Annotated in this window: 19 protein-coding genes; 10 read left to right on the top strand and 9 right to left on the bottom strand. The window is 68.1% G+C overall.

Features of this window, described 5'->3' with window-relative positions:
* Nucleotides 1-130: 130 nt before the first annotated feature.
* The 3 genes from thiL (at nt 131) to C265_RS02910 (ending at nt 2357) form a co-directional block, all read left to right on the top strand.
* Nucleotides 131-1111, top strand: coding sequence for a thiamine-phosphate kinase (gene thiL / locus C265_RS02920; protein ID WP_010813201.1), 981 nt, complete (start codon nt 131-133; stop codon nt 1109-1111).
* Between the two features lie 126 nt (nt 1112-1237).
* On the top strand, nt 1238-1804 hold the full coding sequence (locus C265_RS02915; RefSeq protein ID WP_010813200.1) for a phosphatidylglycerophosphatase A: 567 nt from the start codon (nt 1238-1240) through the stop codon (nt 1802-1804).
* A 55-nt stretch (nt 1805-1859) separates the two neighbouring features.
* Nucleotides 1860-2357, top strand: coding sequence for a CinA family protein (locus C265_RS02910; protein ID WP_010813199.1), 498 nt, complete (start codon nt 1860-1862; stop codon nt 2355-2357).
* Nucleotides 2358-2434: 77 nt separating this feature from the next.
* Here C265_RS02910 and pyrF read toward each other — a convergent pair whose 3' ends face one another.
* On the bottom strand, nt 2435-3253 hold the full coding sequence (gene pyrF / locus C265_RS02905; protein WP_010813198.1) for an orotidine-5'-phosphate decarboxylase: 819 nt from the start codon (nt 3251-3253) through the stop codon (nt 2435-2437).
* 186 nt (nt 3254-3439) lie between these two features.
* Here pyrF and C265_RS02900 point away from each other — a divergent pair, with 186 nt between their 5' ends.
* Together C265_RS02900 and corA are read left to right on the top strand one after the other, a co-directional pair.
* Complete coding sequence (locus C265_RS02900; RefSeq protein ID WP_010813197.1) at nt 3440-4339, top strand: DMT family transporter; 900 nt, start codon at nt 3440-3442, stop codon at nt 4337-4339.
* Between the two features lie 574 nt (nt 4340-4913).
* Nucleotides 4914-5879: a magnesium/cobalt transporter CorA gene (corA, locus tag C265_RS02895; protein WP_010813196.1), complete on the top strand. Its 966-nt coding sequence runs from the start codon at nt 4914-4916 to the stop codon at nt 5877-5879.
* Nucleotides 5880-5939: 60 nt separating this feature from the next.
* Here corA and mtgA read toward each other — a convergent pair whose 3' ends face one another.
* The 8 genes from mtgA to mpl all read right to left on the bottom strand — a co-directional run bounded on the left by mtgA (nt 5940) and on the right by mpl (nt 14444).
* A complete protein-coding gene (gene mtgA / locus C265_RS02890; RefSeq protein ID WP_051398538.1) occupies nt 5940-6590 on the bottom strand; it encodes a monofunctional biosynthetic peptidoglycan transglycosylase in 651 nt (216 codons plus the stop codon).
* Between the two features lie 137 nt (nt 6591-6727).
* Entirely contained in the window at nt 6728-7615 is an 888-nt protein-coding gene (gene aroE, locus C265_RS02885; protein ID WP_010813194.1) for a shikimate dehydrogenase, read from the bottom strand.
* Complete coding sequence (locus C265_RS02880) at nt 7615-8547, bottom strand: energy transducer TonB (protein WP_010813193.1); 933 nt, start codon at nt 8545-8547, stop codon at nt 7615-7617. Before C265_RS02880 ends, aroE begins: the two co-directional genes overlap by 1 nt.
* 130 nt (nt 8548-8677) lie before the next feature.
* Complete coding sequence (locus tag C265_RS02875) at nt 8678-10780, bottom strand: ribonuclease catalytic domain-containing protein (protein WP_010813192.1); 2103 nt, start codon at nt 10778-10780, stop codon at nt 8678-8680.
* 252 nt (nt 10781-11032) lie between these two features.
* Nucleotides 11033-11773, bottom strand: coding sequence for a 3-oxoacyl-ACP reductase FabG (gene fabG, locus C265_RS02870; protein WP_010813191.1), 741 nt, complete (start codon nt 11771-11773; stop codon nt 11033-11035).
* Nucleotides 11770-12432 carry a chorismate lyase gene (locus tag C265_RS02865; RefSeq protein ID WP_010813190.1) on the bottom strand — a complete coding sequence of 221 codons (663 nt, stop codon included), beginning with the start codon at nt 12430-12432 and terminating at the stop codon, nt 11770-11772. Before C265_RS02865 ends, fabG begins: the two co-directional genes overlap by 4 nt.
* A complete protein-coding gene (locus C265_RS02860) occupies nt 12429-13040 on the bottom strand; it encodes a YqiA/YcfP family alpha/beta fold hydrolase (protein WP_010813189.1) in 612 nt (203 codons plus the stop codon). The genes C265_RS02865 and C265_RS02860 overlap by 4 nt, the downstream gene beginning before the upstream one ends.
* Nucleotides 13041-13058: 18 nt before the next feature.
* Complete coding sequence (gene mpl, locus C265_RS02855; protein ID WP_010813188.1) at nt 13059-14444, bottom strand: UDP-N-acetylmuramate:L-alanyl-gamma-D-glutamyl-meso-diaminopimelate ligase; 1386 nt, start codon at nt 14442-14444, stop codon at nt 13059-13061.
* A gap of 202 nt (nt 14445-14646) precedes the next feature.
* Between mpl and C265_RS02850 the strand changes: the two genes are divergently transcribed.
* The 5 genes from C265_RS02850 to accC all read left to right on the top strand — a co-directional run bounded on the left by C265_RS02850 (nt 14647) and on the right by accC (nt 18849).
* Entirely contained in the window at nt 14647-15336 is a 690-nt protein-coding gene (locus C265_RS02850; RefSeq protein WP_011616023.1) for a hypothetical protein, read from the top strand.
* Nucleotides 15337-15372: 36 nt separating this feature from the next.
* Nucleotides 15373-15921 (top strand): TlpA disulfide reductase family protein, encoded by a 549-nt coding sequence (locus C265_RS02845; protein WP_010813186.1) that lies wholly within the window; start codon nt 15373-15375, stop codon nt 15919-15921.
* 196 nt (nt 15922-16117) lie between these two features.
* The gene (gene aroQ, locus C265_RS02840) at nt 16118-16615 is read left to right on the top strand and encodes a type II 3-dehydroquinate dehydratase (RefSeq protein ID WP_011616025.1); all 498 of its coding nucleotides are present in this window, start codon (nt 16118-16120) and stop codon (nt 16613-16615) included.
* A gap of 167 nt (nt 16616-16782) precedes the next feature.
* Nucleotides 16783-17250, top strand: coding sequence for an acetyl-CoA carboxylase biotin carboxyl carrier protein (accB, locus tag C265_RS02835; RefSeq protein ID WP_010813184.1), 468 nt, complete (start codon nt 16783-16785; stop codon nt 17248-17250).
* A gap of 246 nt (nt 17251-17496) precedes the next feature.
* Nucleotides 17497-18849 (top strand): acetyl-CoA carboxylase biotin carboxylase subunit, encoded by a 1353-nt coding sequence (gene accC / locus C265_RS02830; RefSeq protein ID WP_010813183.1) that lies wholly within the window; start codon nt 17497-17499, stop codon nt 18847-18849.
* The last annotated feature ends 31 nt before the right edge of the window (nt 18850-18880 follow it).

The raw sequence follows: 18880 nt of genomic DNA, 5'->3' as shown, positions 1-18880 counted from the left end.
GAAATGCCGGACGCGCCCCATCCTGACGCGCTGCGCACGCGCCGCGGGATTGCCCCGGATCGCCATTCATCTTCGCGCAACGCGCAGCCCCCGATCCGTCCCACCCGGCGGGCGAATCTTCCTGACGACGATGTCCCACGCCCAGCCAGCCCCGCTTTCCGAGTTCGACCTGATCCGCCGCTTTTTCACGCGGCCGGTGCGCAAGGCCGCGCTCGGCGTGGGCGATGACTGCGCGCTGATTGAGGGCCGCCCCGGCCACCACCTGGCCATCAGCACCGACATGCTGGTGAGCGGCCGGCATTTCTTCCCGGACGTGGCGCCGCGCTCACTCGGCCACAAGGCCCTGGCCGTGAACCTGTCCGACCTGGCCGCCATGGGCGCCGAGCCGCGCGCCTTCACCCTGGCACTGGCCCTGCCCGAGGCCGACCCCGCCTGGCTGGCCGAACTGGCCGACGGCATGCTGGCGCTGGCCGACGCCCACGGCTGCGAACTGGTCGGCGGCGACACCACGCGCGGCCCGCTGACGCTTTCGCTGACGGTATTCGGCGACGTGCCGCTGCGTGCCGCGCTGCGCCGCGACGCCGCCCGGCCCGGCGACGATATCTGGATTTCCGGCACGCTTGGCGACGCCCGCCTGGCGCTGGGCGACTGCCGCGGCGAATGGCTGCTGCCTGAGCCCGAGTTCAGCCAGGTGCGCCCGCGCATGGACACGCCCACACCGCGCGTGGCGCTGGGCATGGCTCTGCGCGGCGTGGCGCATGCCGCACTCGACATTTCCGACGGCCTGGTCGGCGACCTCGGCCATATCCTGGAACGCTCGCAGGTCGGCGCGCTGGTCGACGTCGATGCGCTGCCGCGCTCGGCAGTGCTGGCCAGCCAGCCCGATGCCATCCAGCGCGAATGCGTGCTGGCCGGCGGCGACGACTACGAATTGTGCTTCACCGCGCCCGCCGGCAGCCGCGACGCCATTGCGGCGATTAGCGAACGCCTGGCGCTGCCGCTCGCACGTGTCGGCGCGATCACGCCCGAGCCCGGCCTGCGGCTGGTCGACAGTACCGGCAACCCGACCCGGTACCAAGGCGCCAGCTTCGACCACTTCGCTGCCCCCTGACACCGGGTCGCGGGCATGTCATGATGCCGGCATCGGCGCGCTGCGCGGGCACGGGAGTCCCGCAAGCATGGCAGCGCAAGCCGGCCATAACCATAAGCAGTATCTGCATCACACGAGCCAATTTTGATGTCCACCTTGCCTCCCGGGGCCGCGCCGCGCGACCCCGCCCTGACCCTGGAAGCCGGCCAGACCGTCAAGGTCACGCGCCCGAGCGCGCGCTTCATGCTGGCCCATCCGGCCCACCTGATCGCCTTCGGCTTCGGCTCGGGCCTGTCGCCCGTTGCGCCGGGCACGGTCGGCACGCTCTACGCGTGGCTGTCCTTCGTAGTGATTTCGCTGTGGATCGAGCCCACCACCTGGCTGTGGATCATCGCCGGCGGCTTCCTGGTCGGGCTGTGGGCGTGCGCGCGCACCGCGCGCGACATGGGCGTGCACGACCATGGCAGCATGGTCTGGGACGAGATCGTCGCCTTCTGGCTGGTGCTGGCCTTTGTCATGCCGACCGGCTTCTGGGGGCAGTTCGCCGCCTTCCTGTGGTTCCGGCTGTTCGATATCACCAAGCCGGCGCCGATCGGCCACTATGACCGCACGCTCAAGGGCCCGGGCCTGCGCGGCGGCTTTGGCGTGATGTTCGACGACATCTTCGCGGCCTTCTACACGCTGCTGGTGTTTGCGCTGTGGCGCTCGTTCTGAGCCCGTATCGCCAGCCATTGCAAGCTGATTCCCCTCAAAACTACCTGTATCCACCATGTCTGTCAGCCGCCTGCTCGACCAGCTCGCCATCCAGGCCGGCGTCGCCCTTGCCGACAAATCCCTGATGCTGGCCACTGCCGAATCCTGCACCGGCGGGCTGGTGGCTGCCGCCATTACCGATGTATCCGGCTCGTCCGGCTGGTTCGAGCGCGGCTTCGTCACCTATTCCAATGAGGCCAAGTCCACCATGCTGGGCGTGCCGGCCAAGCTGATCCGCGACCACGGCGCGGTCAGCGAGGAAGTGGCGCGCGCCATGGCCGAAGGCGCGCTGCTGAACAGCCGCGCCCAGGTGGCGCTGTCGATCACCGGCGTGGCCGGGCCCAACGGCGGCACCCCGGAAAAGCCGGTGGGCATGGTCTGCTTCGGCTGGAGCAACCGCATCACCACCCATACCGAGACCCAGCGCTTTCGCGGCGACCGCGGCCAGATCCGCCGGCAGGCGGCCGAGCATGCCATGCGGGGACTGCTGGAGCTGATCCGGAACGAGGCCTGAGGCCGGCGCCCGGCAACCTCCGCCCAATAAAAAACCGCGCCGTTTCTGGCGCGGTTTTTTATTGTCTACGCCCGGTTTCAGCCGTGGCGATAGCGATTGATGGTCTCCCGCGTCTGCAGCGCGACATTGCGCGCCGCCGCCGCAAAATCCTTCTCGCGGCTGGCGTAGAGGATGGCGCGCGACGAGTTGATCATCATGCCGGTGCCGTCCGCGGTGCGCCCCGCCTTGACCGTGGCCTCGATGTCGCCACCCTGGGCGCCGATGCCCGGGATCAGCAGCGGCATGTCGCCGACGATCTGGCGCACCCGCGCGATCTCGTTGGGAAAGGTTGCGCCGACCACCAGGCCCATCTGGCCGGTGGTGTTCCAGCGCTCGCGCGCGGCCTCGGCCACCAGCTGGTACAGCGGCTTGCCGTCAACCTGCAGGAACTGCACGTCCGAGCCGCCCGGGTTGGAGGTGCGGCACAACACGATCACGCCGCGGTCCGGATAGGCCAGGTACGGCTGCATCGAATCGAAGCCCATGTACGGGCTAACCGTGACCGCGTCGGCATGGTAGCGCTCGAAGGCCTCCAGCGCGTAGTGCTCGGCGGTCGAGCCGATGTCGCCGCGCTTGGCGTCCAGGATCACCGGGATACCGGGGTGGGCATCGTGGATATAGTGGATCAGCTGCTCGAGCTGGTCTTCGGCGCGCTGCGAGTGGAAGTACGCAATCTGCGGCTTGAAGGCGCAGACCAGGTCGGCGGTGGCGTCAACGATCTCGCGGCAGAACGAAAAGATGGCGCCGCCCGCCCCGGTCAGGGATAGCGGCAGCTTCTGCGGGTCAGGATCGAGCCCGACGCACAGGAGGGAATCGTTGCGCTGCCAGGCGGCAGCAAGCTGCTCGGTGAAAGTCATGGGTACTCGGAATATCCTGGTGGCGCCGGCGCCCCATTGGCCCGGCCGGCGCGGTTGGCCACAGCGGCGTGAAAACCTTTCATCCCTGCAGCATATGTCGCTTCCGGCAATTTTACCCGCTACGTGCTATGGTTTTGCGCTTCCTCTCAAAACAAAGCGCGGCATGACGCACAGCCGCGTCCCGTCATGTCTCTCGATCGCCGCGGTATCTTCCTGCTTGTCGTGCTCACCCTTGCCTGGGGCATCAACTGGCCCATCATGAAGGTAGGCGTAGCGCACTTTCCGGCACTGGGCTTCCGCCTGCTGTGCATGGCGGGCGGGCTGGTGGCGCTGGGGCTGGCGTTGCGGCTGCGCGGCGATTCCCTGGCCGTGCCGCGGCGCGAATGGGGCACGGTGGTCCGCCTGGCCATTCCCAACATGGTGGTCTGGCACCTGTTTGCGATCTGCGCGGTCAAGATGCTGTCCTCGGGCCGGGCCGCCATCCTGGGCTACACCATGCCGATCTGGGCAGTGGTCTGGGGCCTGGTGTTCTTCCGCGAGCGCATCGGCGCCTGGGCCTGGCTGGGCATCGGCTGCGCGCTGGCCGGCACGGTGCTGCTGCTTTCCGGCGAGCTCGCCGCGCTGACCGGCAGCCCGGCCGGCACGCTGCTGATGCTGCTGGCCGCGGCCGGCTGGGGCTTCGGCACCCAATTGATAAAACGCACCCCGACCGACGTGCCCATCGGCGCCATGACGTTCTGGATGCTGGCCGTGACCCTGCCCTTCCTGGCGGTCGGCTCGCTGCTGCTGGAAGACGGCTGGCGCATGCCCACCGCCGTCGAATGGGGCGCCATCGCCTACAACGCGGTGGTGGTCTTCGCCTTCTGCCACCTGGTCTGGTTCGGGCTGGCGCGCAGCCTGCCGCCGGTGGTGTCGAGCCTGTCGATCATGTTCATCCCGGTGGTCGGCGTGTTCTCGGGCATGTGGATGCTGGGCGAGCAGCCGCACTGGCAGGACTACGCCGCGATCGTGCTGATGTTCCTGGCGCTGTCCTCGGTGATGCTGGCGCCGCTGCTTTGGCGCCGGTTGCAGGGCGCGCCGGGCTGATCGCCGGGTGGGCGCGCCGCCGGTCGTGAGCGGGCAACAGCGGGCCGCGTGCGCGGAGATTTCACTTAACAAGCCACCCTACGTTGGGCTACACTCGCGGCCATCACAATCCCGGAGAAATTACGTGGGCAGTAGCATCGGGTGTTCGAGTTGCCGCAGCAGCGCTGCGACCTCTGCGAATGCCATGTCACTGCGGGCTGCGTAACGACGACCCGCCCGGAGCACCCGGCTCCGCGCCTCGTCGGCCTCGCCCGCAGCAGAACACTGCGGGCGAGTGTCTTTCCGTGCCACCGGCGGCGCCATCCATGCGCGCCGCATCGCGTGCGGATCTTCCCTCTCCCGGCTAGCCAGCCAACCCAGGCAAACGCCATCGCCTTGTACCGCCGTGCCGAACGGCAGCCGCGGTACAGCGCGATCACGCTTGCCCGTGGCCCGGCCCTGGCAGGGCGCCTTCCGGCGTCTCGCCAGGCCATGCAGGGCATGACGGACTACCTGGGAATGCGGCGAGCCGCCTGCGCTTGTCTTCGCGCTTGTCTTTGTTTTTCGTCGCAATCAGCAATAAGGAATCCCGGGGATGATCAACCTGTTCGTCCTGCAGAAAGGCCGGCTTGCCCAGGAGCAGGTCGACGAGCGCAATGAGCTGCTGCAGCACAAGCCGATCTGGATCGATGTCGTCAATCCCGACGACGAGGAACTGAACTGGATCAAGGAAGCCTATGGCGTCGCCCTTCCCGAACTGGAAGACCTGGGCGACCTGGAAGCGTCCGCGCGATATTTCGAGGGCGAGGACGAGAATATCCATATCCGCACCGACTTCCTGCTGGACGAGGAAGAGGCCTTGTCGCGCAACGTGCGCGTGGCTTTCGTGCTGACGCGCGACGTGCTGTTCTCCATCCACGACGAAGACCTGCCGGTGTTCCGGCTGGTGCGGCTGCGCGCACGCATGCGCCCGGGCTCGGTGCGCAATGCCAAGGACGTGCTGATGGACCTGTACGCGACCGACGCCGAGTATTCCGCCGACTCGATCGAGGAAATCTACGAGCGGCTCGAAGAAGCGAGCCGCCGCGTGCTGGCCGAGAACGTGACCGATGCCGCCGCGGCCGACGTGCTGGAAACCATCGCCCGCGAGGAAGACTTGAACGGGCGCATCCGCCGCAACGTGATGGACACGCGCCGCGCGGTGTCCTTCCTGATGCGCAGCCAGCTGCTGTCGGCCGAGCAGCAGGACGAGGCCCGCCAGATCCTGCGCGACATCGACTCGATCGAGAACCACACCGCGTTCCTGTTCGACAAGATCAACTTCCTGATGGACGCGACCGTCGGTTTCATCAACATCAACCAGAACAAGATCATCAAACTGTTCTCGGTGGTGTCGGTGGCGCTGATGCCGCCCACGCTGATCGCCAGCATCTACGGCATGAACTTCAAGTTCATGCCGGAGCTGGACTGGGGCGCGGGCTATCCGTGGGCGATTGCGCTGATGGCGGTGTCGGCGGCGATTCCGCTGGTGTATTTCCGCAGGAAGGGGTGGCTGAGCTGAGGCGCTGAATCTGCCGCTGCCTTGCTCCCTCTCCCACAAGTGGGAGAGGGGAGCAAGCCCTCAGTCGGGCAGCGTGGCTGCCCCCATCCGCCGCGCGATGATTCCCGCCTTGGCGCGGAAATTCACGCGCACGTTGGCGCAGTATTCCTTCTTGTCGAAGCACTTGGGCGCCGGCAGCGCCGCGGCCAGGCGCGCGGACTGGCCCACGCTGAGCTTGTCGGCGCTGGTGCGGAAGTAGTGCTGCGCCGCGGCCTGCGCGCCGAACACGCCCTCGCCCCACTCCACCGAATTCAGGTAGATCTCGTAGATGCGCTGCTTGTCCAGCCAGAACTCGAGCATCCACGTGATGGCCAGCTCCTGGCCCTTGCGCAGGTAGTGCTGCTCGGACGACAGGAACAGGTTCTTGGCCAGCTGCTGCGTGATGGTGGAACCGCCGCGCACGATGCGCCCGCGCTTCTTGTTGCGCTCCCAGGCATCGAGCATGGCATCCAGCTCATAGCCCGGATGGTTGACGAAGTCGGCATCCTCGCTGGCGATCACCGCGCGCTTGAGGTTGCGCGAGATGCGGTCGTACGGCACCCATTGCCGGTCGATGCCGCAGTTCCAGACGTTGATGCCGCACAGGCGCCAGCGCTCGGCGCGCATGAACGTGGTCGTCGTAGGATTGATGTATTGCCAGCTTGCGATCTGCATGAAGAAGTACAGCTGCATCGCCACCACGCCCGCCGCCACGCAGCCCAGCAGGTAGCCGAGCCAGCGGACCGGGTTGAACACCGTGCGTGCGGGGGCTGCGCCGCGGCTGGCGCTGGCTGCGCGGTTGCGGTTGGCCACGGCTGGCGGCGCCCCGGTCAGCCCTTGCGTTCGGCCTGCAGCGCGGCGCGCAGCTCGGCCAGCACAGGGGCGGTGCGGGGGCGCACGCCGCGCCAGATGTAGAACGCTTCAGCCGCCTGTTCGACCAGCATGCCCAGGCCGTCGCTGGTGCGCGCGCCACAGCGCGCGGCGAACTGCAGGAACACCGTGGGCTCGGCGCCGTACATCATGTCGTAGGCCAGCACGCCTTCGCCCAGCAGGAACTCGGGTACCGGCGGCACTTCGCCATGCAGGCTGCTGGACGACGCGTTGATGACCACGTCGACGGCTTCGTCCTCGGACAGCCCGTCGAGCGCATCGAGCCCGCCGCCCCACAGCTCCACGCCGTACTGGTCGGCGGCTTCGACAAACTCTTCCAGCATGTCGCTCGCGCGCGACGCGGTGCGGTTGGCCACCACGATGCGCGACGGCCGGCATTCGATCAGCGGCAGCATCGCGCCCATGGCGGCGCCGCCGGCGCCCAGCAGCAGCACGCGCTTGCCTTCGATCAGCGTGTCGAGGTTGTCCTGGATATCGCGCACCAGGCCGATGCCGTCGGTGTTGTCGCCGTGGATCAGGCCCTCTTCGATCCACAGCGTGTTGACCGCGCCGGCGGCCTCGGCGCGCTCGGTCAGGCGGTCGGCCAGGTCATAGGCCTCCAGCTTGAACGGCACCGTCACGTTGCAGCCGTAGCCGCCCTCGGCAAAGAACTGGCGCACGGCATCGGCAAACCCGTCCAGCGGCGCCTCCAGGCGGTCGTACTGCACGGCTTCGCCGGTCTGGCGCGCAAAGGCGGCGTGGATCGCCGGCGAACGGCTGTGCGCAACCGGGTTGCCGATCACCACATAGCGGTCGGAAGTGGCTTGGGAAGAATCAGTGGATGTCATCAGCGTGCCTGCAAGCGGGTTTCCAGCCCGCTGCGCGAAAACTTGAAAGTGGAAATGACTTCGAGGATGTCCTGGCGCGACGCCATCTCGGCGGTAAAGGGGCCGAACGGCGCGGCCGCGCGCACGATCGCCACGGCCTGGCGGTCCAGCGCGGGATCGCCCGAGCTCTTGACCACGTCGATGGCATCGACGTTGTAGCCGTCGCGGTTGTAGCCGAGCTTGCCGAGCCGGTTGACGTTGATCACCAGGATCAGCTGGCCGTACAGCGGCTTGCCGTTGCGTTGCGGGAAGTCAGTGGTGCCGCGCGCCTCGATCTTGTGGCGCAGGCGGTCGTAGTACTGCGCGTAGTCGACCGCCTGGGCACTGGTGGCGGTCAGCTGGAAGCGCTTGGGTCGCTTGGCGTAGTGGTCCAGGTTGCGGCCGATCTCGGCCTCCAGCCTGGCCATCTCGTCGGTCGAGGTGCGCTCGTCCTGGCCGCGCTGCGGGGTGTCCTGGCGCTTCTCGCCGGGCTTGAGCGGCTGGTTGCGCACCGACGGCGCGGCCTCGCGCGACTGGGTCAGCAGGCGTTGCTGCTCCTGTTCCAGCTGCTCGACGCGGCGCTGCACCTGGCGCACCAGGTCGCCTTCCTGCGTCTGGGTCTGCGCGGGCAGCGGCGTGGTGGCGCGCTGCAGGTCATGGTCGCCGCCGCCGTCCAGGTTGGCTTGCGCCAGCGCGGTCGGGTTGCGCGGCTTCTGCGCCGACTTGGCATTGACCAGCACCACGTCCAGCGCGGCATCGCTGCGCTTGATCTCGAACACCTCGGGCGCGGCCACCCGCACCATCAGCAGCAGCACGTGCACGGCCACGGAAATGGCCAGCGCCTTGGCCAGCGTACTGCTGTTGTGCCACCTGGCATGCCACCAGTGGCGGGGAGCGGCGAGTGTGGCGTTCACGATGGATGGAGGGTGGCTGAAGGGTGGGTAGCGGCCCGAACCGGTCCGGGCCGGCGGCCTGGCAAGACCGGGGCCGCGGACCCCGGATCAGACAGGCATTGTAAGTGAGCGCCGCCGATTTCCGAAGGCTTCAGCCGACCGCCGGGGTGCCGGTGTCGCGCTCGCCCGACGCCGCGCCGGCATCGTCGTCGCCCGCTTCGGCCGGGGCTTCGTCCGAGACCCCGGCGGCCTGCTCGGCCGCTTCCTCGGCGGCCGCGTCGGCAGCGGCTTCGGCGGACAGCTCCGCGGCTTCCTCGTCGCTTTCCAGCTCTTCCTCGGGCACTTCGCCTTCACCGGCGAAGATCTCCAGCACCCGGCACGACACTTCCAGCGTGATCTCGTCGGTCTCGCCGATCTCCAGCAGCACCTGCGTGCCGCGCTGCGCCTGCACCAGTTCGGGCACGCGCGTGACCAGCGGGATCTCGGTAAAGCGCACCGCGCCTTCCTTGAGCACCGAGGCCACCATGCGCTCGCGCTTTTCCTGCTTGAGCCAGCGCAGGCACCAGTAGCGCTCCATGGTCGACTGGTGGTCGGCGTAGGCGGCGTAAGTGCCTTCGAAGTCCGCCACCGCGGCCAGCAGGTCGGCGTCCTTGGGCTTGAACGGCGCCACCAGCTTGGCGGTCACGCCGTGCTGGGCCACCGCCAGGATCTGCCACTGGTTGACCAGGTCGACATAGCGGCGCAGCGGCGAGGTGCTCCAAGCGTACTGCGCCACGCCCAGGCCCTCGTGCGGTGCCGGGTAGGTCTGCATGCGGGTGCGGTGCATGCCCCACGCCTTCTGCGTGCGGTAGATGCCCGGCACGCCGTTGTCGGCCAGCAGCTTGCCCCAGGTGCTGTTGGCCAGGATCATCAGCTCGGCAACGATCTTGTCCAGCGGCGAGCCGCGCTTGCGCTGTTCGATGCGCACGCGCTGGCTGCCGTCGGCCTGGTCGTCCAGGTAGAAATTGAAGTCGGCGCGGTTGTGGGTCTCGGGGCGCAGGCCGCTGGCCAGGCGCGCCTTCTGGCGCTCGTCGTACAGGTAGCCGGCAAAGTGCCACAGCTGCGTCAGCGCGTCGCGGAACGGGTAGTCGCCGGTGCCCGCGGCAAGCGCAGCCTCGGTGATGACATCGTCGAGCAGGTTGTGGCGCAGGTTGGCGGCGATCGGCACCATCTCGGCGCGGGTCTCGCTGCCGGTGATCAGCCACACGGTCGGGTCCACCGTCACATACAGCGACAGCGCCGGGCACGTGCGCCCTTCCTGCAGCGTGTAGCGCTCCACCACGGCGTCGGGCAGCATGGTGATCTTGTCGCCCGGGAAATAGACCGTGGACAGCCGCTGGCGCGCGACCGCATCGAGCGGTTCGCTGCGGCGAATGCCCAGCGCGGGCGCGGCGATATGGATGCCGATGCGCAGCTTGCCGTCGGGCAGCCTGGTCACGGACAGCGCATCGTCGATCTCGGTGGTGGTGACGTCGTCGATCGAGAATGCCTCCACGTCGGCCACCGGCAGGTCGGCGGGCGGCTCGGGCACGTCGGTTTCCGGAAAGCCCGTGCCCTTGGGGAAGCACTCGGCCAGGAACTTGGCCTCATGCAGCGCGCGCGCACTGGCGACGCCGCCGGCGGCCACCATCAGCCGCATCGGGGTCATGCCCAGCGCGGTGCAGGCGGCGTCCATGGCCTTGTATTCCAGGCTGTTCTTGTCCGGCTTGAACAGCAGCTGCAGCACCTTGTTGCGGAAGGTCTCAGGCAGCGTCAGCGCCTTGAGCTGCTCTTCGTACTCGGCCTGCACCAGCGCCTGCTGGCGCTTGCGCTCGAGCGCGGCCAGCGCCGCCTTGAGCTGGTCTTCGGGCGCGCGCTGGTAGCGGCCGCGCCCCTTGCGGCGGAAGTACACCGGGTTGCCGTGCAGCGCCATCGCCAGCGCCGCCTGCTGCACCGGGCCGGGCTCGGCGCCGTAGTACTCGGCGGCCAGCTCGGTGAAGCCGAATTCAGCCTCGGGCGCGCATTCCCACAGGAAGTCCAGGTCGATCTCGGCCATCATGTCGCCGGTCTGGCGCACCAGCTCGATTGCCGACGGCTGCGCGAACTGCAGCAGCACGTCGCGCGACTTGACCTTGGTACGCTTGCCGGCTGGCAGCTCCACCTGGTAAGCCTCGCCCTGCTGGTTCAGCACGGTGCCGGCGCGGATTTCGCCGCCTTCTTCGAACAGCAACTGCATCGATCGGTACTTTCAGAAATGCGCGGAACCGCGTCTGGCCGCCAAGAGGCGGCGCCGGGGCGGGTCCTGTGGGAGAAATGGTGCAACCGGGCGCAAATGCGTGCGAACGGAAGCGAGTGCGGCGCGCGGCGTGCAAATCGCTGGCCGCGGGCCACGCCGTATCGATACGGCCTGAGACGTGGAATGATACCGCACCCCGCTCCGGCGCCTGCGGGGGCCGGCGCCCCGGCGGGGTGCGTGCACCCACGCAGTTCAGAGCGACATGCCGCCGCTGGCCTCGATCGCCACGCCGTTGACGTAGCTGGCGTCGTCGCTGGCCAGGAAGGCGTAGATGCTGGCGATCTCGGCCGGCTCGGCCAGGCGGCGCAGCCAGCACGACGATTTCATGCCGTCCAGCACCTTTTCCGGCACGGTCTGCAGGATCTCGGTATTGACGAAGCCCGGGCACACCGCGTTCACGCGCACGCCCTTGGGGCCCAGCTCGCGCGCCCAGGTCTTGGTAAAGCCGATCACGCCGAACTTGCTGGCGGCGTAGTTGGTCTGGCCGAAGTTGCCGTACAGGCCGACCACGCTGGAAGCGTTCAGGATCACGCCCTTGCCCTGCTCGCTCATCAGGCCGGCCACGGCCTGCGCGCAGTTGAACACGCCCTTCAGGTTGACGTCGATGACGGCATCGAACTGGGCCTCGGTCATCTTGCCCAGGCGTGCATCCTTGGTGATGCCGGCGTTATTGACGAGGATGTCGACGCGTTCGTGCGCGGCCAGCACGGCGGCCACCATGGCATCGACTTCGTCGCGCCGGGTCACGTCGACGCGGTAGGCCGACACGGTGGCGCCGGTGGCGGCCAGCTTGTCGGCGGCCTCGCGCACGCGCGCTTCCTGCACGTCGCACAGGACGACAATGGCGCCGTCGGCGGCAAAGCGCTGCGCGGTGGCAAACCCGATGCCGGCGGCGGCACCGGTGATGATGGCAACCCGACCCTGCAGTTTCATCTCGTGGTCTCTTTCTTGGTTTCGGTAGTGTGTGTAGAGGGGCTTCGGTCTGTAGTCCGCAAATACCTGGGATGCGGAATCGCCTCGGTCCCCGGGGATGGCCGCGACAGCAGGTCCGGCAGGAACACTTCTGTCACGAGCATGACGCCGTCGCCGCGCCGGAACACCGAGCGCCGCGCCGGCAGCATGGGCAGTGGCGCCATGGCCGGCAGCACACGCTGCAAGGCCTGGCGCAGCGGATGGTGCGGCAGCAGCCGCGCAAACTGGAACGGCTCGCGCGCCACCGCCGGGTCGACAAACAGCCGGCCGCCCAGCGGGCGCTCGCCCAGCCCGCGCAGGAACGGCCAGTCGCGGCGCGCATGGCGCTGGCGCACCACAGTATGGGCAAATATGGCGGGAATATCGTCGCAGATCAGCAGCACCTCGCGCGTCAGCGCGGGGGTGCGGTCGTGCTGGCCCAGCACCTGCCATTCATCGGCGAGCGGGCGCTGCGGGCGCTGCAGCAGGCGCGCCACGCGAAAGCGCTCCGATGCTGCCACCAGGCGCGCGGTCAGCGAGCCGTCGTCACCGGTCACCCAGCGCCGCAGGTTGGGCGTGATGGCTGCATCAAAGGCCAGGTGCGGGCTCCAGCTGCAGCGGCGCGCGGACTGCGCGCTCATGCCGGGCCTGTGCCCGCCGGCACCTTGCCGGGGCCATAGCCGCAGAAGGCGAGCACATCGTCGACGTAGTCGGCAAATTCGCTGATGCCGTGGTCGCTGCCCTCGATCACGCGGATGTTTGCGCCCGGGCAGGCCGCGACCATCTCACGGTAGTCCAGCACTTCGTCGCCGGTGGCGGCGAGCAGGTAATAGCGTCCGGGATCGGTAATGGTGTCCACGCGCAGGTCCAGCAATTCCTGCAGATGGCGGCGCTCGACCGTGACCGAGCCGCCGCCGTGCCACAGCGGCTGCTCGCCCAGGTACGCTTCCAGGTCGGTCCAGGGATGGATGGCCGGATTGAGCAGCACGGTCCTGCAGCCATGGCGCTCGCCCAGCCAGCGGGCATAGAAGCCACCCAGCGACGAGCCGACGATGGCGATCTCCTGGTCGCCGCCGGCCTGCGCGGCGCGGATCGCGGCCTGCGCCTGGGCAATGGCCATTTCGGGCGAGACATTGAGCGCGGGGCAGGCGTAGTAGCGGCCCACGCCCCACTCGCGCATGCGCTCCTGCACCAGCCGGGCCTTGAACGACTGGGGCGAGGAGCGGAATCCGTGCAGGTACAGCAGCATGGTGGTCCTTCCCGCCGGTCAGCTTGCGGCGCCCTGGCCCAGGGCGTCCAGCAGCTTCTGGTGCACGCCGCCGAAGCCGCCGTTGCTCATCACCAGCACGTGGTCGCCCGGCTGCGCCGCGGCACGCACGGCCTGCACCAGCGTGCCCAGGTCCTGGAAGGCGGCGGCCTTGTCGCCCAGCGGCGCCAGCGATCCGGCCAGGTCCCAGCCCAGCGCGTCCTTGCCGGCCGGGGCGCCGTAGCCGAACACCAGGTCGGCCTGCTCCAGGCTGGCCGGCAGTTGCGCCTTCATCACGCCCAGCTTCATGGTGTTGGAGCGCGGCTCCAGCACCGCCAGGATGCGGGCATCGCCGACGCGGCGGCGCAGCCCGTCCAGCGTGGTCTGGATCGCGGTCGGATGGTGGGCGAAATCGTCATAGACGGTCACGCCGCCCGCCACGCCGCGCACTTCCATGCGGCGCTTGACGTTGGCAAAGCGGGACAGCGATTCGATCGCCTGCGCGGCCGGCACGCCCACATGGCGCGCGGCGGCGATCGCGGCCAGCGCATTCATGCGGTTGTGGGTGCCCTGCAGGTCCCACACCACGGTGCCCTGAACGGCGTCGCCAAACCAGACGTCGAAAGCATCCTTGCCGGGCGCCGCAGTGGCGGCGGCATCGCTCTCGCGCCAGTCGCCCACGCCAAACTGCTCGACTTCGCTCCAGCAGCCGCGCTCCAGCACGCGTGCCAGGCTTTCCTCCACGCCGTTGACGACGATCCGGCCCTGGCCGGGCACGGTGCGCACCAGGTGGTGGAACTGGGTCTCGATCGCCGCCAGATCCGGGAAGATGTCGGCGTGATCGTATTCCAGGTTGTTCAGGATCGCGGTGCGCGGGCGGTAGTGGACAAACTTGCTGCGCTTGTCGAAGAAGGCGGTGTCGTACTCGTCGGCCTCGATCACGAAAAAGTCCGATTCGGTCACGCGCGCCGAGATGCCGAAGTTCTGCGGCACCCCGCCCACCAGGAAGCCGGGGTTGTAGCCGGCATCCTCCAGGATCCAGGCCAGCATCGACGTGGTGGTGGTCTTGCCATGCGTGCCGGCCACCGCCAGCACCCACTTGCGCGCCAGCACGTGCTCGCCCAGCCATTGCGGACCCGACACATAGGGCAGGTTGCGGTCGAGGATGGCCTCCATCAGCGGATTGCCGCGCGAGACCACGTTGCCGATCACGAACAGGTCCGGCTCCAGCGACAGTTGCGCGGGGTCGAAGCCTTCGATCAGCTCGATCCCCTGGGCCTCGAGCTGGGTGCTCATCGGCGGGTAGACATTGGCATCGCAGCCGGTGACGCGGTGGCCGGCCTCTTTGGCCAGCACCGCCAGGCCGCCCATGAAGGTGCCGCAGATGCCAAGGATATGAATATGCATGGGTTCCCGGAAAGACTTGAAGCCCGCAGGCGTGGGGATTCGGCACCCGGCGTGGCGCGGCGGCACGGCGGCTGTTTCAGGCCGTGTCTTGCGGTGCGGTGGCCGGGCAGGAAGCCTCCGATTGTACCCGAGCGCCCGCGGCCTTCGCTGCACTGCGGCAGCGCGCGCACCGGTTGCGCGGGAGCGTCCGGTATCATGGGGCATGACCCGACGCACCACCCCCGACCCCACCCGCCTGCGCGAGGAAATCGCCCAGGCTGCCGCCCGGATGATCGCCGAGGACGGTGCCGACTACGCCACCGCCAAGCGCAAGGCCACCCGCCAGGTGCTGGGCGAGCAGCGCGTGCCCGGCGAATGGCTGCCCGACAACGAACAGGTCGAAGCCGAAGTGCGCGCCTACCAGGCGCTGTTCCACGCCGACAGCCAGCCCCGCGTGCTGGCACTGCTGCGCCGGCTGGCGGTGCTGGCCATGGAAGACCTGGCGCCGTTCCGGCCTTACCTGGTCGGCGCCGTGCTCAACGGCACCGCCACCGAGCACTCCGATATCTATCTGCAGTGCTTCTGCGACAGCGCCAAGGACGCGGCACTGTACCTGATCAACGCCGGCGTGGACTTCGAGACCAGCGAGAGCCGGCATTTCGGCGGCCGCGGCGAGGTCGAGACCCTCAGCTTCCTGTGGAAGGGCCAGTGGCCCGACCGCCGCGAGGCGCGGCTCCTCGCCGGCGAGGTGCGCGCGGAACTGGGTGCCCCAGTCGGTATTCATATTGCACTGTATGATGCCGTCGACGAACGCGGCGCCGTGCGTGCCGACGCCTCGGGGCGCCCGGCCCGCGCCGACCTGCAGGCGGTACGGGCGCTGGTGGACGCGCCCGGCGATGCCGACCCGGCCTGACGGCCCGCCCCCCACTTCACTGGTCCAAGCCATCCCATGACTGAAACCGTTTCCTCGCCCGCCCGCCGCTCCCGCCTCTGGCTGTGGATCGCCGTGGCCGTGGTTGCCTGCGCCGCTGGCGCACTGGCCGGCCATTTCGTGTTCTCGCCCAAGCCCGCCAGCGACCAGGCGGTGGAAACCTTCTTCCAGACACGCCTGCCCGACGCCGCCGGCGCCGACCTGGACCTGGGCAAGCTGCGCGGCAAGACCGTGGTGATCAACTTCTGGGCGCCCTGGTGCGGGCCGTGTGTCGAGGAAATGCCGGAGCTGACCGCGCTGCATGAGGAATACAAGGACCGCCAGGTGGAGTTTGTCGGCATCGGCATCGATTCAGCCGCCAATATCCAGCAGTTCACCACCAAGGTCCCGGTGGCCTACCCGCTCGCCGTGGCCGGTTTTGCCGGCACCGAGCTGTCGCGCAACTTCGGCAACAGCGCCGGCGGCCTGCCCTACACGGTGGTGATCAACCCGGACGGATCGGTCAAGTACCGCAAGATGGGACGGGTGACGGCCGAGGAACTGCGGGCCGTGCTGCCACGAGCCTGAGCTATTCTTCCGCCAAATTCGCTGAATTTCGTTTTTCTTCAGCGATTTGTTTCCCCGGGGCGCCAAAACGGCCGGAAAGTGCTTAAAGGGCCGCCAAAGCGCCGCGCAAGGTCGCCAAGCCTTGTATCGCGCGCTAGACAAATCCCTCTAAGCTACGGTAATCTCCGCGCAATTTCGTTGATCTGGTCGAGCCGCCGTGACTGCAACCCGCTCTATCCGTCGCTCAGCCCGCTACCGCAAGGTGCTGGTCCTGCATGGGCCGAACCTGAACCTGCTGGGCACGCGCGAGCCGGAAACCTACGGGCACACGACGCTTGCCGACATCGACGCGGCCCTGGCCGAACGCGCGGCAAAAGCCGGCGTTTCGCTGGATACGTTCCAGTCCAACCATGAGGGGGCACTGGTCGACCGCATCCACGCCGCACGCGCGGAAGGGGTCGAGTTCATCATCATCAACCCGGCTGCCTACACGCATACCAGCGTGGCACTGCGCGATGCCCTGGCCGGCGTGGCGATCCCGTTCGTCGAGGTGCACCTGTCCAACGTGCACCGGCGCGAAAGCTTTCGCCACCACTCCTATTTCTCCGACGTGGCGGTCGGAGTGATCTGCGGGCTTGGCTGGCAGGGTTACCTGCTGGCGCTGGACTATGTGCTGGGCCAGGAGCAGCCGCCACCCGAGAGTTCGGGGAGCTGAACTCCCAAGATTTTTTCAACAACCTGCGCGCGCCGCCCGGCGGCCTGCGCCCGTTGGCGTGCCTCGGCACGGCGGGCGCGGATTTCCGGTGGCCGGCAACACGATTCTTCCGCCGCGGCCCGTCCCGGGCAGCGCGGCCGGATAACCCGATTCAGGAGGATAAAAAGATGGACCTGCGCAAGCTGAAGACGCTTATCGACCTGGTGGCCGAATCCGGCATCTCCGAGCTGGAAGTCACCGAAGGCGACGGCAAGGTACGCATCGTCAAGCAACCGCCGCAAATCGTCGCCGCGCCGATGGCCATGCCGCAGATGCAGGCGCTGCCGCCCGCCGCGGCCGCCGCACCGGCCGCCGGTGCCGTGGCTCCGGCTGCAGAGCCCGCCGCCGCCCAGCTGCCCGCCGGCCACGTGGTGACCTCGCCGATGGTGGGCACGTTCTACCGCGCGCCGTCGCCGGGTGCCGCGCCGTTCGTCAACGTCGGCGACTCGGTCAAGGAAGGCCAGACCGTCTGCATCATCGAAGCCATGAAGCTGCTCAACGAAATCGAGTGCGACAAGGCCGGCGTCATCAAGGAAATCCTGGTCGAGAACGGCCAGGCCGTCGAATACGGCCAGCCGCTGTTCGTGATCGGCTGATCCTGACCGGCATGCCACGCCGCACGCTGCCACCGGCCACGCAAGTGGCCCCCGCAGCAGCGCCCGCGCGGCATGCCATGGCGTTGTTTGGCGCCAGGGACGTTGTGGGCTTCGCGGCCCGTTCCGTGCAGTTCCATGCAGTTCCGCGCAGTATGGCGGCCGCGGCGGCGACAGCCCCCGGGCCGCGCGCCCGGCGTGCCATTGCGGCGCGCAGCGGGACCGCTACTGTTCTCGCAGAGAGAGACCATGTTTGAAAAAATTCTGATCGCGAACCGCGGCGAAATCGCTCTTCGCATCCAGCGCGCCTGCCGCGAACTGGGCATCAAGACAGTCGTGGTGTACTCCGAGGCCGACAAAGAGGCCAAGTATGTACGCCTGGCAGACGAAGCCGTCTGCATCGGCCCGGCCCCGTCGCCGCTGTCGTACCTGAACATGCCGGCCATCATCTCGGCCGCCGAAGTGACCGACGCGCAGGCCATCCACCCCGGCTACGGCTTCCTGTCCGAGAACGCCGATTTTGCCGAGCGCGTGGAGAAATCCGGCTTTGTCTTTATCGGCCCGACCGCCGACAGCATCCGCCTGATGGGCGACAAGGTGTCGGCCAAGCAAGCCATGATCAAGGCCGGCGTGCCGTGCGTGCCCGGCTCGGACGGCGCCCTGCCCGACGACCCCAAGGAAATCCTGGCCACCGCGCGCCGCGTGGGCTACCCGGTGATCATCAAGGCCGCCGGCGGCGGCGGTGGCCGCGGCATGCGCGTGGTGCACACGGAAGCCGCGCTGATCAACGCCGTCAACATGACGCGTGAAGAAGCCGGCCGCGCCTTCGGCAATCCCGAGGTCTACATGGAGAAGTTCCTTGAGAACCCGCGCCATGTGGAAATCCAGATCCTCGCCGACCAGCACCGCCAGGCGATCTGGCTGGGCGAGCGCGACTGCTCGATGCAGCGCCGCCACCAGAAGGTGATCGAGGAAGCTCCCGCACCGCACATTCCGCGCCGCCTGATCGAGCGCATCGGCGACCGCTGCGCCGAGGCCTGCAAGAAGATGGGCTACCGCGGCGCCGGCACGTTCGAGTTCCTGTACGAGAACAACGAGTTCTACTTCATCGAGATGAACACGCGCGTGCAGGTCGAGCACCCGGTCACCGAGATGATCACCGGCATCGACATCGTCCAGGAGCAGATCCGCATCGCCTTCGGCGAGAAGCTGCGCTTGCGCCAGAAGGACGTGCAGTTCCGTGGCCACGCGATCGAATGCCGCGTGAACGCCGAGGATCCGTTCAAGTTCACGCCGTCGCCGGGCCGCATCACCGCCTGGCACATGCCCGGCGGCCCGGGTGTGCGGGTCGACTCGCACGCGTATGATGGTTACTTCGTCCCGCCCAACTACGATTCGATGATCGGCAAGATCATCACTTACGGCGCCACGCGCGAGCAGGCCATTGCCCGCATGCGCATTGCGCTGTCGGAAATGGTGGTGGACGGGATCCAGACCAACGTGCCGCTGCACCGCGAGCTGATGATGGACGCCAACTTCGTTGAAGGCGGCACCAGCATCCACTATCTCGAGCATCGCCTGGCGGAGCGCGCGAAGGCCTGACGCAACGCAACGTTATCCGCAATACACAAGC

Origin of the sequence: Cupriavidus sp. GA3-3 (assembly GCF_000389805.1) — a bacterium.
In the GTDB taxonomy this organism is placed as follows: Bacteria; Pseudomonadota; Gammaproteobacteria; order Burkholderiales; family Burkholderiaceae; genus Cupriavidus; species Cupriavidus necator_D.
The sequence above is the reverse complement of the archived record's forward strand: the minus strand, read 5'-3'. Positions and strand labels throughout refer to the sequence as shown.